At 61.7% G+C, this 16181-nt stretch carries 14 protein-coding genes; 12 read left to right on the forward strand and 2 right to left on the reverse strand.

Translation table 11 applies throughout. From position 1 onward, the window contains the following. Positions 1–436 precede the first annotated feature (436 nt). Both LPC22_RS06295 and LPC22_RS06300 read left to right on the forward strand, forming a co-directional pair. The gene (locus tag LPC22_RS06295) at positions 437–802 is read left to right on the forward strand and encodes a M23 family metallopeptidase (protein ID WP_229133176.1); all 366 of its coding nucleotides are present in this window, start codon (positions 437–439) and stop codon (positions 800–802) included. A gap of 119 nt (positions 803–921) precedes the next feature. Continuing rightward, the gene (locus LPC22_RS06300) at positions 922–2748 is read left to right on the forward strand and encodes an AMP-dependent synthetase/ligase (RefSeq protein ID WP_229133282.1); all 1827 of its coding nucleotides are present in this window, start codon (positions 922–924) and stop codon (positions 2746–2748) included. On the opposite strand, the gene LPC22_RS06305 is transcribed toward LPC22_RS06300, so the two are convergent. Together LPC22_RS06305 and LPC22_RS06310 are read right to left on the reverse strand one after the other, a co-directional pair. After that, positions 2718–4238 (reverse strand): type 1 periplasmic-binding domain-containing protein, encoded by a 1521-nt coding sequence (locus tag LPC22_RS06305; RefSeq protein ID WP_373312914.1) that lies wholly within the window; start codon positions 4236–4238, stop codon positions 2718–2720. The two genes, LPC22_RS06300 and LPC22_RS06305, sit on opposite strands and share 31 nt — an antisense overlap. Before the next feature lie 270 nt (positions 4239–4508). Beyond that, positions 4509–5768, reverse strand: a complete 1260-nt coding sequence (locus LPC22_RS06310) for an NADP-dependent isocitrate dehydrogenase (RefSeq protein WP_229133178.1) — start codon at positions 5766–5768, stop codon at positions 4509–4511. Positions 5769–5931: 163 nt separating this feature from the next. Here LPC22_RS06310 and LPC22_RS06315 point away from each other — a divergent pair, with 163 nt between their 5' ends. The 10 genes from LPC22_RS06315 to rlmN all read left to right on the forward strand — a co-directional run bounded on the left by LPC22_RS06315 (position 5932) and on the right by rlmN (position 16169). Beyond that, the gene (locus LPC22_RS06315; RefSeq protein ID WP_229133179.1) at positions 5932–7056 is read left to right on the forward strand and encodes a GuaB3 family IMP dehydrogenase-related protein; all 1125 of its coding nucleotides are present in this window, start codon (positions 5932–5934) and stop codon (positions 7054–7056) included. A gap of 199 nt (positions 7057–7255) precedes the next feature. After that, on the forward strand, positions 7256–7810 hold the full coding sequence (locus tag LPC22_RS06320) for a hypothetical protein (protein WP_034524942.1): 555 nt from the start codon (positions 7256–7258) through the stop codon (positions 7808–7810). 38 nt (positions 7811–7848) lie between these two features. Further along, complete coding sequence (locus tag LPC22_RS06325) at positions 7849–9831, forward strand: AMP-dependent synthetase/ligase (protein WP_229133180.1); 1983 nt, start codon at positions 7849–7851, stop codon at positions 9829–9831. A gap of 3 nt (positions 9832–9834) precedes the next feature. Beyond that, a complete protein-coding gene (locus LPC22_RS06330) occupies positions 9835–10317 on the forward strand; it encodes a peptide deformylase (protein WP_015021747.1) in 483 nt (160 codons plus the stop codon). A 225-nt stretch (positions 10318–10542) separates the two neighbouring features. Then, positions 10543–11412, forward strand: coding sequence for a 30S ribosomal protein S2 (gene rpsB / locus LPC22_RS06335; protein ID WP_229133181.1), 870 nt, complete (start codon positions 10543–10545; stop codon positions 11410–11412). Positions 11413–11439: 27 nt separating this feature from the next. Continuing rightward, entirely contained in the window at positions 11440–12294 is an 855-nt protein-coding gene (gene tsf, locus LPC22_RS06340) for a translation elongation factor Ts (protein ID WP_229133182.1), read from the forward strand. A gap of 210 nt (positions 12295–12504) precedes the next feature. Next, positions 12505–13260, forward strand: a complete 756-nt coding sequence (gene pyrH / locus LPC22_RS06345) for a UMP kinase (RefSeq protein WP_015021750.1) — start codon at positions 12505–12507, stop codon at positions 13258–13260. A 114-nt stretch (positions 13261–13374) separates the two neighbouring features. Beyond that, positions 13375–13929 carry a ribosome recycling factor gene (gene frr / locus LPC22_RS06350; RefSeq protein WP_024627683.1) on the forward strand — a complete coding sequence of 185 codons (555 nt, stop codon included), beginning with the start codon at positions 13375–13377 and terminating at the stop codon, positions 13927–13929. Between the two features lie 25 nt (positions 13930–13954). After that, positions 13955–14944, forward strand: a complete 990-nt coding sequence (locus tag LPC22_RS06355; protein ID WP_229133183.1) for a phosphatidate cytidylyltransferase — start codon at positions 13955–13957, stop codon at positions 14942–14944. A 37-nt stretch (positions 14945–14981) separates the two neighbouring features. After that, positions 14982–16169 (forward strand): dual-specificity RNA methyltransferase RlmN, encoded by a 1188-nt coding sequence (gene rlmN, locus LPC22_RS06360; RefSeq protein ID WP_229133184.1) that lies wholly within the window; start codon positions 14982–14984, stop codon positions 16167–16169. Positions 16170–16181: the final 12 nt, after the last annotated feature.

Here is a 16181-nt window from a genome sequence, read left to right on the forward strand (position 1 = left end):
TTTTCGCCGGACGAGCTGTGGAAGACTACATATTTGACCACATGCCTCTTTCTGGTTCACATGGCTTTGGCATCCAGTCCATCATGATGGTGGACGCCCAACCGGGCATCCGTAATGACGGAATGAAGGTGCGACTTTGGCCTGTGCGCGTGACCATAAGAACAAGGGCATTGGGCGATTTACCAGCCGGATGCCCATCATGCCTTCCGGCTGTCGGCCCCCTTGGTTTCCCAGGTCGCTGCTGGCACTGACGCTGGCCCTGGTCCTGTCGACCGCGGGGCCTACGGCAACCGTCGCGTCTCAGCCTGCGCCGACCCTGCCTTCGGCTGCAGCTCCGGCGCAGAACGGTCGAGTTACCTCATCGACCTCAGCCTGTCGCCGGGGCTGGCTGTGGCCCCTTGAACCTTTGCCTGGTGATAAGGCCGCCCCAGAGATTATGCGTCCCTTCGATCCTCCGAATCATCCATGGCTGAGTGGTCATCGCGGAATCGATCTGGTAGTGCAACAAGGCAGGCACATCCGGGCCCCGGCAGGTGGTGTCATCACTTTTGTCGGTTCTGTAGCAGGCAAGGACGTGGTCTCCATTCGTCACGGCAAACTGACCTCCACCTATGAGCCAGCGAAGAGCTCATTGCCGGCAGGAACCCGGCTGCAGGCCGGCACAGTCTGGGGAAAAGTAGATGGGGTCTCTGACCACTGTGATCAAGATTGTCTGCACTGGGGGCTGAAAGATGGTCACAATCACTATCTGGATCCAGGCGCTAAAGTCGGACGGCACCGCATTCGTCTCAAGCCTCTATAGGAGTGCGTGGTCCGCCTGCGAGACTCGCGCGTCAGCAGACCAGGTATATCGCCGGCCCGGGGGAGCGGTTAGAATCGTAAAGCATAACGCCGTTTCAGCAGGGAGTGGTCATGCAGAACATGCAGGAAGAATTTACGCGTCCGCTTGAGAAGCCCATAGACGCCGATGCCGGTGTCTTCTCCCTGCTTGAGGACAGGGTGGAGCGCCTGGGCGACGATCCTTTGATCGAATACCGGAGCGGACGCGAGTGGAGTACGATAACGGCCCGTGAGTTTCGCGACCGTGTGATCGCGCTGGCCAAGGGGCTTATGGCCCGGGGGGTAGGCCGGGGGGATTCAGTGGCTATCGTCTCGCACACCCGATGGGAATGGACTGCCCTGGACATGGCCATCCTGTCCATCGGAGCCGTGACGGTGCCGGTCTACGAGACCGACTCTCCCGATCAGATTCGGCGCATCTTCAACGACTCCCATGTCGGCATGGCCTTTCTGGAGGATGACGATATGAGGGCCCGAGTGGATGCGGTTCGCTCCCAGTGTGCCTATCTGAACGACTTGTATGTGATCACCAGGGGAGCGCTGACCACCATGACCGCCTACGGACGGGCGGTGGACCAGGCAGACTTCCAGGCCCGTGCCGACTCGGTGCAGGGTTCCGACTTGGCCACCATCGTCTATACCTCAGGCTCCACGGGTAAGCCCAAGGGTATAGAACTCAGCCATAGCAACATCGTCTTCACTGTCCGTTCAGGTACTCAGGCAGTCCCTGACATCTGCCTGGGTGAGGGCAAGCGGCTTCTGCTCTGCCTGCCCCTGGCCCATGCTTTCGCCCGCTGCCTGCAGTTCTTCGCCATTGCCACGGATCTCACCCTGGGGCTTACCGGGTCCATCCGCAATCTGTTGCAGGACATGCAGACCTTTAAGCCCACTTTCATCCTGGCTGTGCCGCGAATCTTCGAGAAGATTTACAACGCTGCCTCCCAGCGGGCCGGAACAGGTGCCAAGGGCAGGATTTTCCTGGATGCTGCAGGAGTGGCCAGGCAGTGGTCCCGTCATCAGCAGACCGGAAGCCGGGTTCCCATGTCGCTGAAGACCAAGCACCTCATGTACACAGGCACCGTTTACGACCCCATCCTGGAGGCCTTGGGCGGCCGGGTCCGGTATGCCATTTCGGGCGGTGCCCCCCTGGACAGGGACATTGCGGACTTCTTCAACGGCATAGGTCTGCCCCTGCTGGAGGGCTACGGCATGACCGAGACCATGGGCCCGGTGACGGTCAACCCCACCGAAGGCTACAGGCTGGGCACCATCGGCCTGCCCATGCCCGGCATCACCGTAGGCATCGACCAGGAGGGTCAGCTGTGTGTCAAGGGCCCCGATGTCTGCATGGGCTACCACAACCATCCGGAAATCACCACGAGGCAGATTCGCGACGGTTGGCTGCTGACCGGCGATCTGGGCAGTCTGGACGAAGACGGGTTCGTTCGTTTGACCGGTCGGCGCAAGGAGATCATCATCACTGCAGGGGGCAAGAACATCTCGCCGTCGTTGCTGGAAACAGCCGTTGAGCGTTCGCCCATCATCAGCCATTGCATGGTCATCGGGGACCGTAGGCCTTTCATTTCGGCCCTGATCACCCTCAATCTCGAGGAGGTCAACAAGTGGTTGCGGGACCAGGGCGCTGAACCCTTGAACGATGCCGCTTCGGCTGGGGAGAACCCTATCATCCGCACGGAGATCGATCGCGCGGTAGACGCGGCCAATGCGCAGGTCTCCCGGGCCGAGGGAATCCGACGCTATCTGGTTCTGGACCAGGACTTCACTCGTGAAAATGGACTGCTCACCGCATCATACAAGCCCCGTCGCCAGGAGGTTCTCAAGCGGTATGAAGACCAGATCGAGCAGAAGATCTATGCTCAGAGACCCGCGTCGGCTGGCTTGATGTAGCCTGTATCAATCAGAGCCGCCTTGAGGTTGGAGGCCGAAACCGCAACCAAGGGTCTTGACAGGCGGCGCTGTTGCTTGCCGTCCTGGTTGACGGTGTGGATCGTATCCATGGCTGGCACCTTGCCCTGGCTGTTGAGCCCGACACAGGCCTTGGCCATATCAGCCGCAAGACCCAGTCTGTCCTCCAGACCAGTCATCCACTGCCGTCCGTCCACGATTTGAGGGATGTTGTCCACGTAGGCGCCGTATCCACTGATGACGGGCCAGGCAGCATGGTCGTCCGAGGGTGTGGAATCCTGAGTCCTGCCCGTGGTCTGTGAAGGATCAGCCTGCGACGCTGTCGGATTCTGGGTTGCAGGGCTCTGAGCGGGTTTGGGCACGCGTTGCCGGTGCAGATCCTGATGACCGACCATGGATCCCACAATGCCTGATATTGAGATCTCAGGGTTGACGTCCGCCGAAGAACCCCGATAACCCAAATCCCCGAGCTCAGAGACCACGCCGGAAACAATGAAGTCGTTCATGGCCAGAATACCGTCCACCTCGGTGTGGGTCTTGGCGTCATCGTTCGTGGCCAGGCGGGTCGCCAGCTCTTTGCCGGTAGCCGAAGCGTCCTTGCCTGGATCAAAGGCGATCGCCTGCCAGTCCTTTTCGGTGCTGTCTGCCTTCAGGAGCCCGGAGGGGCTGATAGCCCGTCCATCCTTGAAGTAGGGCCCCAGCACCTGCCAGATTCCAGCGAAAGCCTGGGCGGGGAAGGAATCCTGCTCAGCCTGGACGGTTTCAACACCCTTGTCAGCAGGGGATGCATCAGATGATGCGTCAGCTGTCCGGTTCGGCAGCAGAATCTCGATGCGGCAGGGGTTGTCCTTGCTGGCCTTGTCCAGTTCAAGTTTGCTGGCCAGCTTGTCCGCCTGCATCTGACCGATGGCCCGTGCATCAGATAATTGCACGAACAAATCCGGTTGGATGCCCGGCACCTGGTTGGCCAGCAGGACCACATGCATGCCCGCGCCCGCAGCCAGACGCAGAGAAGAGACCAGACGTGCGCGCGCCTTGTCTTTGGCATCGGCATCCAATGGCTGGCTGATATAGTCGCCATACTGGCGGGTAATGGAATCTGGCGAGGTCATGGGTGCCACCACCAGTGTGGTCGGCTCTGAAGTCTTTCCGGCCTTGCGCTCCGAAAGGCGGTTGACCAAGTAATCCTGCAGCTCCTTGCTTTGATCCTCCAGGTTCCCGCTGGTGTAGGCATCGATGTGTTTATTGGGAAGATGCTCCTTGGCCAGTGCTGCCTTAAGCTCAGGAACCAGCGCGGCCCACTTGTTGATGGGCGTGTGCTGGGAGAGGGTGATGCCGTCGGAGGGAGTGAAAATGGCCACCCGACCGGGGACCTCAGCGGCCGCAGTGGCCCCCTGGCTCGGTGGGGCGCTCGGAGACTGTTGCCCACTGCCCAAGGCCGGACCACCGCAAGCACCAGCCGATGCCACCATGGCCAAACTCGCCAGCAGGGCCAGCAAGCCGGACAAATGCCGTGCAAAGCCGGTCTTCTTCACGTTCGCTCCTTCGTTCCGACAGAGCCCGACTCTGGCCGGGTCCCGAGCAACCATTCTATGGGCTCTCGGGCAGGAGCGTATGAAGGGCCGATGTTTCGCTTACACGGTCCTCGCCGGTGGGACTGACAGCGAAGGCTGATCTGTGGAGAGTAACCGCCTGCAATAACCGTCTGCAATGGCAAGGAGAGAGGGTTGTTGTCTTATCTGCTAGTCTGCCTTGGCCGCCTTGCGTCCCCTGGCATCTGCAGCACCTGAAGACATACGCTCGGCAAGAGCATGGTCCAAGGCGTCCATGAACCCTTCGGTGTCCAGCCAAGGCTGATCAGGACCCACCAGGCTGGCAAGATCCTTGGTCATGCGACCGGAGCGTACGGTCTCGATGACCACGGATTCCAGTGTTTGCGCGAACTCGGCCACCTTGGGGGTGTCATCCAGCCGCGCCCGCTGCTTGAGCCCGCCGGTCCAGGCGAAAATGGAGGCGATCGGGTTGGTGGAGGTGGTTTCCCCCTTGAGCCAGCGCCGGTAATGCCTGGTCACGGTCCCATGGGCGGCCTCAGCCTCTACGGTCTGCCCATCGGCCGTCATCAGCATGGAGGTCATGAGACCAAGGGACCCGAACCCCTGAGCAATTGCATCGGACTGGACATCGCCGTCGTAGTTCTTGCAGGCCCAGACATAGCCGCCCTGCCACTTGAGCGAGGAGGCCACCATGTCGTCGATCAGCCGATGCTGGTAGGTCAGCCCCTCTTGTTCGAACCGACTCTGGTACTCCTGCTCGTAGACCTGGGCGAAAATGTCCTTGAACCGGCCGTCATAGGCCTTGAGGATGGTGTTCTTGGTGCTCAGGTAGACCGGATAGTGCCTCTGCAGGGCGTAGTTGAAGCAGGAACGCGCGAAGTCGCGGATGGAGTCGTCGAGGTTGAACTGGACCTGGGCCACGCCAGGACCTGGGTAGACGGTCACCTCTCGGGTCACCGGGTCGCTCCCGTCTTCAGGAGTGAAGACGACGCTGAGCTTTCCCGGCCCGGGAACAGTGAAATCAGTCGCCTGGTATTGGTCGCCGAAGGCATGGCGGGCCACCACGATGGGCTTGGACCATCCGGGAACCAGCCGGGGGATGTTGTCGATGACGATGGGCTCGCGGAAGATGGTTCCGCCAAGAATGTTGCGGATGGTACCGTTGGGCGACTTCCACATGCGCTTGAGGCCGAATTCCTTTACCCGGGCCTCGTCCGGGGTAATGGTGGCGCACTTGACGCCCACGTGCTCGCGCTGAATGGCCTGTGCCGCCTGTACGGTGACCTTGTCGTCAGTGGCGTCCCTGTTGCGGATGCCCAGGTCGTAATAGTCCAGGTCCACGTCCAGGTAGGGCAGAATCAGCCGTTCCTTGATCATTTTCCAGATGACCCGGGTCATCTCGTCACCGTCGAGTTCGACGATGCGTCCTTTCACGGCGATCTTGTCCATGGCGGCCTCCTATCGATCGGCGGGTCGGGGGCCGGATCCTGCTCCCGATGTCTCAGTTGCGCTCGCGAACTGTTTTATCCCAAGTTTGTTACTCTCTGTTCCCATGCTCGTAACCCGTTCGTAGCACGCCAGAGCGTCATTGTGAGGCGCTAGGCTGGCAGACATGACACAGGAAATCGAAATCGGTCTCGGCAAGAAGGCCACGGTGGCCTACACGCTCGATGATGTCTCCATACTCCCCTCAAGAAGGACCCGGGATCCCCAGGATGTCTCCACGGCCTGGCAGGTGGATGCCTACGAGTTCGACCTGCCACTTTTGGCAGCGCCCATGGATTCGGTCACCAGCCCGGAGACGGCCATAGCCCTGGGACGGATGGGCGGATTGGGCGTGCTGGACCTGGAGGGACTGTGGACCCGTTATGAGGATCCGCGTCCGCAGCTGGACCGGATAGCCCATGCCTCGCCGGAGCAGGCGACCGGGGTCATTCAGGAGGCCTACCGGGAGCCGGTCAAGACGGAGCTGATCACCCGCCGTCTACAGGAGATTCGCAAGGCCGGAGTCACGGTGGCCGGAGCCCTGTCCCCTCAGCGCACCCAGGAGTTCTATGCCACGGTGGTCGATGCGGGCGTGGACCTCTTCGTGATCCGAGGAACGGCGGTCTCGGCCGAACACGTGTCCACCAGCCATGAGCCCCTGAATTTGAAGAAGTTCATCTACGACCTGGACGTTCCAGTCATCGTCGGCGGGGCCGCCACCTATCAGGCTGCCCTGCATCTGATGCGCACCGGAGCCGCCGGGGTGCTGGTCGGGTTCGGCGGGGGAGCGTCATCCACTGATTCCGCCACCATCGGAATCCAAGCGCCTATGGCCACGGCCATCTCGGATGTGGCCGAGGCGCGTCGCGACTACCTGGACGAGTCGGGCGGACGTTACGTTCAGGTCATCGCTGACGGGGAGACCGGTACCTCGGGTTCCTTTGTCAAGGCCTTGGCCATGGGGGCCGACGCGGTCATGCTGGGCACGCCCTTAGCCAAGGCTACGGAGGCTCCCGGCCAGGGCATGCACTGGGGGGCCGAAGCTCATCATCCTGAACTGCCGAGGGGCCGCAGGGTCCAGGTCGGTCAGGTGGGCAGCCTGGAGCGCATACTCTTCGGTCCCAGCGATCGCACCGACGGCAGTCTGAATCTGATCGGGGCCCTGCGCCGGGCCATGGCTTCCACCGGTTATGTGGATGTCAAGAACTTCCAGAAGTGCCGTGTGGCAGTGACCCCCGCCCCCCGCTGCTGAGTAGAACAGGACATTCACGGTCCATTTATCCACAATCTGTCTAAAGGCCGGTCCAGGTTGACCACATTCCTGAACCGGCCTTTACAATCCCTCAGCGCATTCCTACTCTGGACGTATTCGCTGTCGTTGCGTCGGTTGCCCAGTGCACCTCGCCGGCATGGGAGGGGGAACAAGCACATAGTAGTGCGAGGGGAGAAGTATGACGGAGTATATGGATCTGGCACCGGTCTGGGACCAAGATCAAGCAACCGAGGAGTCGACAGGACAGGAAGTCGGCGGCTGGTGGCCGTCTACCTGTACACAGGTGCCCTTGGGATTTGGTGACATCAATCTGACAGTGCGAACGGTCAACTTCATCCGGCCTGGGGATGCTGCCGGGCATGAGGGTCTGTCTGCGGATCTCAAGCGTATTCTTGTCAATCTGTGCGCCTTGGCATCCAGGGTCTTCGATGTGTTGCGGGGTCGTTTACCTATGAAGAGCCTGGATCGTGTGCTCAACCGCGTCTGCATGGAACGATTGGCCCTGCTGGCCCAGTTGCTACGGGATCGGCATCTGGGCATGGTCCGTACAGCGGACCATGCCGGCATGACTTACCTGCCGCTGATTCCTAAATTGGTCGAGATCTACCGCGTAGACCGTGACCGGTACGAAACCACCATCGGATTCCTGGTCGGCGAGCGCACTGTGCTGACCAACCTGATCGTCGCCAGAAGCGGTTCGCGCTGGGTCTGTGTGCGCTTCGACATGGGCTAGGCGGCGGCTTTGGCGGGTTGACCCATATGATGGTGGGTATGTTGCGTGAATATACGGTCGAGCTTCAACACCCGACGACGGACAAGGACACCATCTATTCACTCCTGGCAAAACGCACCGCCCGTGACCCTGAAGAGCTGGTTGCCCAGTGGCAGGATCCCATGACCAGAAACTGGCACGATGTCAAGGCCGGGCAGATGTCCGCACGGGTTCGCGCCGTGGCCAAGGGCATGATGGCTTTGGGCGTGGAAAAGGGCAGCACTGTGGTCATCTACGCCTCCACCAGTTATGACTGGGGGGTCACGGACTTTGCCTGCGCTGCCATCGGGGCGGTCTCTGTCCCCATTTACGAGACCGACTCGCCCAGCCAGGCCCAGAAGATCGTTCAGGATGTGGACTGCATCCTGGCCTTTGCCGGTGACTCAGAGCATGCACAGATCCTGGAGCAGGTCCGGGGATCCTCGCCCAAGCTCAAGTACGTCTTCAATTTCGAAGCCGGGGGCCTGAACGCAGTCAGTGAATTCGGCCAGGGGATCGAAGATGAGCGCCTGGATCAGGCCATTGCCCAAGTCAAGGCCGACGATCTGGCCACCATCGTCTACACTTCGGGCTCAACTGGGGAGCCCAAGGGCGCCATGCTCTCCAACCGGAACTTCGTCCACATCGTCTTTGTGGGCTGGGATGTGCTCTACCACATGCTGGCAGCGCCCTCCCGCCTGATGCTCTTCCTGCCCCTGGCCCACTGCTTCGCCCGCTACATCCAGTATGTGGCCATCGGCGCCCAGGGCGTGGTCGGATACGTCTCCAACGCCAAGCACCTGCTGACCGATCTGCGCACCTTCCGGCCCACATATCTGCTGGGCGTGCCACGCGTCTTCGAGAAGGTCTACAACGCTGCCTCGCAAAAGGCCGGCACCGGCATGGCCGGCAAGGTCTTCGCCAAGGCCACCAAGCACTTCATCAAGTGGTCCAAGGACGAGCAGGAGGGGAACGGTCATTCGCTGTTTACCCGCCTCGCCCACGCCTTCTACACCAAGACCGTCGGCAACACAATCGAGTCCGCCCTGGGCTCCAACTTGAGCTACCTGGCCTGCGGCGGCGCACCCATGAACGCCGACCTGGCCCATTTCTTCAATGGGATCGACGGGATCACCTTCATTCAGGGCTACGGGATGACCGAGACGGCAGCACCCTGCATCGTCAACTTCGAGGATGCCAACGAGGTGGGATCGGTCGGCCGCCCTGGCTCGGGCATCACGGTCAGGCTGAGCGACGACGATGAGCTCCTGGTCAAGGGTCCCAGCGTCTTCATGGGCTACTACCACCAGCCTGAGCTTGATTCCACCGTGCTCGATAAGGATGGCTGGCTGCACACCGGTGATCTGGCCCAGATCGACGACCAGGGCTTCGTCTTCATCACCGGCCGTAAGAAGGACGTCATCATCACCGCCGGCGGCAAGAACGTGAGCCCGGCTCCCCTAGAGGATGTCATCAGCACCTGCCCCATAGTCTCCCAGGCCGTGGTCGTGGGCGACGGCAGGCCCTTCGTAGGTGCCCTGGTCACCCTGGATGCGGGCATGCTGAAGTCCTGGCTGACCTCACAGGGTCTGGACGCTGACATGAGCATGGAGCAGGCCAGCCACAACGAGGCCATCCATGCCTTCATCCAGCAGTACGTGGACAAGGCCAACTGCAACGTCTCGCGGGCCGAGTCGGTGCGCAAGTTCCTGGTGCTGGACAAGGACTTCAGCCAGGAGGACGGCACCCTGACCCCCAGCCTGAAGGTGGTGCGCCCCGAGGTACTCCGCCAGTACGCTGAACTCGTGGACAAGGTCCTCTATGCGCCCAGGACGCCAGCCAAGCCTGCTGCCAAGGAGAACGATATTGTCAGCAGGGCACGGACCACCATGAGCGATTCCCTGGCAAGCATGACCGGACGCAAGCGTGATGGCCGCCAGGAGGAGGAAGCGGCCCCGGAGGACGAGAAGGACGGCCACGACGGCCGGGATGACGAGGAGTAAGCAGTGGCGATTCGTACAATCAGAGTGGTTCCCGATCCGGTTTTGCGAACCCCCTGCGATCCAGTGACCAGCATCACCCCGGCTGTGCGCAGTCTGGTCCGTGACCTGGTGGACACCGTGGACGACCCGGGCAGGGCAGGCCTGTCGGCCAATCAGATCGGGGTGGGCCTGCGCGTCTTCTCCTACAACATCGGCGGCAAGGTGGGCTACATCATCAATCCGGTCATCGACAAGACCTCCGGTGAGCAGTATGGCGAGGAGGGATGCCTGTCCCTGCCCAACCTCTGGTATCCGACCAGGCGTGCCGACTACGCCCGAGCACACGGCATCGATCTGGATGGCAAGACGGTGACTCTTGAGGGCCATGGCATCATGGGACGGATGATCCAACACGAGTGCGATCACCTGGACGGCCATGTCTATGTGGATCGGCTGGAGAGCGACGTCCGCCGCAAGGCCATGCAGCAGCTGAGATCAGCCAGGTAGGCAGAGGGCGAACATGATACTCGAGGTCATTGGCCTCGGGTATCATAGTAATTCGGCGTGTCACTGCGCAGGTCTGCTGTCACGGGCGGGCAGGCGCGCCAAGAGTATTCCCGAACACACGCCGCAAATTCGCGCCATGTCCGCGACGTCCTGTGTCGGTCGGCTCCTCGGAGTTGCACGCAGGTGCACATGGCCAGGCAATAACCGACAATGAAAGGTATAGACATGGCACAGATCACCATGAGCGAAATGCTGAAGGCCGGCGTCCACTTCGGACACCAGACCCGTCGTTGGAACCCCAAGATGAAGCAGTACATCCTGATGGAGCGCAACGGCATCCACATCATCAACCTCTTCAAGTCGCTCGGTCTGATCGACCAGGCCTATGACTTCATCAAGCAGACCGTGGCCCACAACGGCACCGTGCTCTTCGTGGGGACCAAGAAGCAGGCCCAGGAGGCCATCAAGTCCCAGGCCACCCGGGTGAACATGCCCTACGTCTCCGAGCGCTGGCTGGGTGGCATGCTGACCAACTTCCAGACCGTGACCAAGCGGGTCGGCCGCTTGAAGGAGCTGGAGGAGATGGACTTCGACGACGTGCATGGCTCGGGACTGACCAAGAAGGAGCTCCTGCTGCTGCGGCGCGAGAAGGATAAGCTGGAGCGCCAGCTGGGCGGCATCCGCAATATGAACCGCACCCCCTCGGCCCTGTTCGTGGTCGACATCAACAAGGAGGCCCTGGCGGTCTCCGAGGCCAACAAGCTGGGTATCCCGGTCGTGGCCCTGGTGGACACCAACACGGATCCCGAACTTGTCACCTACCCCATTCCCGCCAACGATGATGCCATCCGTGGCGTCGAGCTGCTGACCAGGCTGATGGCCGATGCCGTGGCTGACGGTCTGTTGGAGCGCTCCGGCAAGGCTGCCAAGACCGAGGAGGCCTCCGACCAGCCCATGGCCGAGTGGGAGAAGAACCTGCTGGAGAACAAGGACGGACAGCCGCAGGAGCAGGCCCAGGAGACCGCCCAGGCTCCCCAGGCCGAGCAGCCTGCGCAAGAGCAGCAGGAGACCCCCGCTGCCGATCAGGCCGCCTGAAATCTGACGTCTAGATAGGAGAGTTTCATGGCAAAAATCACCGCTGCACTGATCAAGGAGCTGCGCGATCAGACCGGCGCCGGCATGATGGACGTCAAGAAGGCCCTGACCGAGGCCGAGGGCGACATGGCCCGCGCCAAGGAGATCATCCGCGCCACCGGTATCCAGGCCGCAGGCGCCCGCGAGGGCCGCAAGGCTCAGGAGGGCCTGATCGCCTCTACCGTTGTTGAGGGTGGACAGGGTCAGATCGGCTACGCCGTCGAGCTCAATTCCGAGACCGACTTCGTGGCTAAGACCCCTCAGTTCGTCGAGTTCGGCCAGGAGGTCATCGACGACGTGGCCAAGGCTGATGCCTCCAACGCCGAGCAGGTCGATGCCGCTCCATCCAAGTCCGGCACCGTCAAGGAGACCGTGGAGGAGGCCGGCGCGCTCTTCCATGAGCACGTCAAGGTCGGCCAGGTGGCCCGGGTCGAGGGCCCCCGTGTGGAGATTTACGCCCACCGCAAGTCCGTGGAAATGCCCCCCTCCATCGTAGCCATGATCGCCACTGATGAGGCCGGCGCCCAGGTGGCCCATGAGGTGGCCCTGCAGATCTCCGCCATGAGCCCCAAGTGGCTCAGCCGCGAGGATGTGCCTGCCGACGTGGTGGAGTCCGAGCGTCGCGTGGCCACTGAGAAGTCCCAGGCCGAAGGCAAGCCCGAGAAGATCATCCCCAAGATCGTCGAGGGGCGTCTGAACGCCTTCTTCAAGGAGACCGTCCTGCTGGAGCAGCAGTACGTCAAGGACACTTCCAAGACCATTGGCGACCTCTTCAAGCAGGCTGATGGCAAGGCTCTGGCCTTCGCCCGTCTCGAGGTCGGCAAGGGCGACGAAGAGGAGTAGCCCAGCAATGTACTGAGTTGCCTGGCCTGATCCTGAGCTGAGGGATAGGCAGATGACCAGCATTGATGGTAATTGACGATAGGGGAGTGGCTTTCGTGGCTGCTTCCCTTCTTTTGTCCCGAGCCTGACCAGGAAGGGGTTGTCGTCCAGCACCGATACCCTAGTTAGCGGCGTATTCCGCCCATCATCATGTTTGGAGAAAGGGCTTTTATGACCGGATCCGATTCAGCGCAAAACCCAGCATCGCCTCGTCGTGTGCTACTCAAGCTCTCCGGAGAGGCCTTCGGGGGAGGCGAGGTCGGCATCGACGTGCAGGTGGTCAAGCGGGTGGCCAAGGAGATCGTCCAGGCAGTACAGAGTGGCGTGCAGGTGGCCATCGTGGTGGGCGGCGGCAACTTCTTCCGCGGAGCCGAGCTCAGCCAGGCCGGGATCGAGCGTTCGCGCGGCGACTACATGGGCATGCTGGGCACGGTCATGAACTGCCTTGCCCTGCAGGACTTCCTGGAGCAGGATGGTCAGGCCACCAGGGTACAGACAGCCATCACCATGGGTCAGGTGGCCGAGCCCTATATCCCGCTCAAGGCCATCCGTCACCTGGAAAAGGGTCGTGTGGTCATCTTCGGTGCCGGATCAGGCATGCCTTACTTCTCCACCGACACCGTCTCCATCCAGCGGGCTCTGGAGATCCATTGCGTCGAGGTCCTCATGGGCAAGAACGGTGTGGACGGCGTGTACACGGCTGATCCGCACAAGCAGGCTTCTGCGCGCATGTTCACCAATCTGAGCTACCAGCGGGCTCTGGTGGACAATTTGGCCGTCATGGATGCGGCAGCCCTGTCCATGGCCCGGGACAACGATATGCCCATCCGTGTCTTCGGACTGGAGGGTGAAGGCAACGTGACCGGAGCGCTCAAGGGCCAGCGTCTGGGCACCCTGGTCCACGGTGGTCCTGACCGTACCCTGTGACCGGTTGCGGGCACACCCCGCGCCGCTTGGCCCCTGTGGCCCCATGGCCGTAGAGTATAAGAATGACGGACCTCGCGCGCACAGGCGGATGGTCCATACAGCAAGGAGCAGATCATGACCACAGTGGTGGACCAGGCCGGAAGGCAGATGGACAAGAGCATCGAGGCGACCAAGGAGAACTTCTCGGGAATCAGGACCGGGCGTGCCAACCCCTCCTTCCTCAACGACATCATGGTGGAGTACTATGGCACTCCCACGCCCATCAAGTCGCTGGCATCCATCGGCGTCCCGGAGCCTCGCACCCTGGCCGTCACCCCCTTCGACCCCTCCCAGGCGGGTGCGGTCGAGAAGGCCATCCGCGATTCGGACCTGGGCGTCAATCCCAGCCGTGACGGCAACGTCATCAGGGTCACCATGCCCGAGCTGACCGAGGAGCGCCGCCGGGATTACGTCAAGCTGGCCAAGACCAAGGCCGAGGAGGGCAAGGTGGCCGTCCGCAACATCCGGCGCAAGGTCAAGGAGGAGCTGGAGGCCAAGGTCAAGGATGGCGACCTGGGCGAGGACGAGGGCAACCGGCTGCAGAAGGAGCTGGAGACCGTCACCAAGCAGAAGAACGACATGATTGATCAGCTCCTGGATGCCAAGGAGAAGGAGATCCTCGAGGTCTGATCCGCCTGGGGAGGGTCCACACTTCATGAGTACTAAGGAAAGCTCGGCCGAGAAGGCCGGTCAGGATGCCGTCGCAAGCCTGAACAAGCGGACCGGGCGCAACATGCCGCAGGCGGTGGCCACTGGCGCGCTTTTGGTGGTCATCATCCTGGCCTGCATCCTGGTGCGCATCGACGCATTCATCTACCTGATCGTGATCTTCATGACCCTGGGGCTCTGGGAGCTCAGGGTGGACTTTGCCACGGCTGGCCTGCATATACCGGTGGTCGAGCTCTGGATCTGCTCGGCTGCCACCATGCTGGCCTCCTTCTACGCTCCTGATCACGTGGCGGTCATGACCGCCGGAGTTCTGATCACCGCCCTGGTCGGGGCCCTTGCGGCCACCCGCAACCATCGCCTGGGCGGTCGGCTGGTCAAGGCGGTGAACGCCAAGCTCTCGGGTAAGGATGCGCAGACCATGGCCGATGCCTCCTACGGCGCCGTAGATGGGGAGAACCGATCAAGCAGCCTGGCCAATGTGGGCGTCACCCTTCTGACCGTTGTCTACATCACCCTCCTGGCCTGTCTGATAACCCTGCCCACCACCTTCGGCGGGCATCCCGCCGCACACGCATTCATGGTGATTTTCCTGCCCGCCTTAAGCGACATCGGTGGTCTTCTCTTTGGCTCGCTCTTTGGCAAGCACAAGATCTCGCCCCGTATCTCTCCCGGCAAATCCGTGGAGGGGTTGGCAGGCTCCATGCTCTGCTGCCTGGTTGGCGCCCTGGTCATCTTCGCGGCCACCTATCCCATGGCGGTTTGGGGGCAGATCTGGTGGGTCGCCCTGCTCATGGGCATCATGGTCGGAGTCACAGGCACCCTAGGGGATCTGAGCGCATCCTTGATCAAACGTGACCTGGGAATCAAGGACATGGGCCACCTGCTCAAGGGCCATGGCGGAGTACTGGACAGGGTGGATTCCATCCTCATGTCCGCACCATTCATCACACTGGTTCTTTTGATTACCGGTCTGTGACCGGTAATCGACGGCTGATACAGGATGAGGTAGAGGTATGACAGATGTCGATTTGACCGGTGCCGAGCCTGAAACCGGCATCACCCCAGGAGGCAAAGATGGGGCTTTCCGCGACGTTCTGGCGGCCGACCACGCCCGTCGAGGCAAGCCACCGCGCCACTTTACGGATATGGACCAGCAGGAGCGTCAGGAGGTCTGCGCGCAACTGGGGCTGCCGAAATTCCGGGTCTCGCAGCTGGCCAACCATTACTTCAACCATCTGTCTACCAATCCGGACGACTTCACGGACTTTCCCGCAGCCAGCCGTCAGGAGGCCGCGCACCGCTTCTTCCCTGAACTGATCACCCCGGTCACTGTCCAGAAGGCTGACCAGGGGACGACCATCAAGACTCTCTGGGAGCTCTTCGACGGATCCAGGATTGAGTCTGTGCTTATGCGCTATCCCTCCAGGGCCACCCTCTGCATCTCCAGCCAGGTCGGCTGCGGCATGGGCTGTCCCTTCTGTGCCACCGGTCAGCTTGGATTGACCCGGAACATGTCGACCGGCGAGATTCTGGAACAGGTCAGGGCCGCCTCCCGGATGATGCGGTCCGGACAGGTTGCCGGAGGGCCCGGGCGTCTGAGCAACATCGTCTTCATGGGGATGGGCGAGCCCATGGGCAACTATCGGGCTGTGCTTTCCGCGGTCAGGCAGATCAGTGCCCTGCCGCCCAAGGGATTCGGCATCTCGGCCAGGAACATCACCGTCTCCACGGTGGGTGTGGTCCCCGGCATCCGCAAGCTCACCAAAGAGGGCATTCCGGTCCGTCTGGCCGTCTCCCTCCATGCTCCCAGCGACAAGCTGCGCGACGAGCTGGTGCCCATGAACAGGCGCTTCAACACCACCCAGGTTCTGGACGCGGCCCACGACTACTACCTGGCCAGCGGCAGACGGGTCAGCATCGAGTACGCCCTGATGCGCGGCATCAACGACCAGGCCGAGCATGCCCACCTTCTGGCCAAGCGCCTCAACCACTACGGGGACGACTGGGCTCATGTCAATCCCATACCCTTGAATCCAATCGAGGGGTCTCGTTGGACGGCCTCCAAGCCCGAGGACGAGCAGCGCTTCCTGGACATCCTCCACAAGGCTGGTATCACTGCAACCATGAGGGACACCCGCGGATCGGACATCGACGGTGCCTGCGGGCAGCTGGCAGCCAAGGCCGTCAAGCTTCAGGCCTGAATCAGCTTTTAC

Origin of the sequence: Bifidobacterium mizhiense, from assembly GCF_020884755.1 — a bacterium.
In the GTDB taxonomy this organism is placed as follows: domain Bacteria; phylum Actinomycetota; class Actinomycetes; order Actinomycetales; family Bifidobacteriaceae; genus Bombiscardovia; species Bombiscardovia mizhiensis.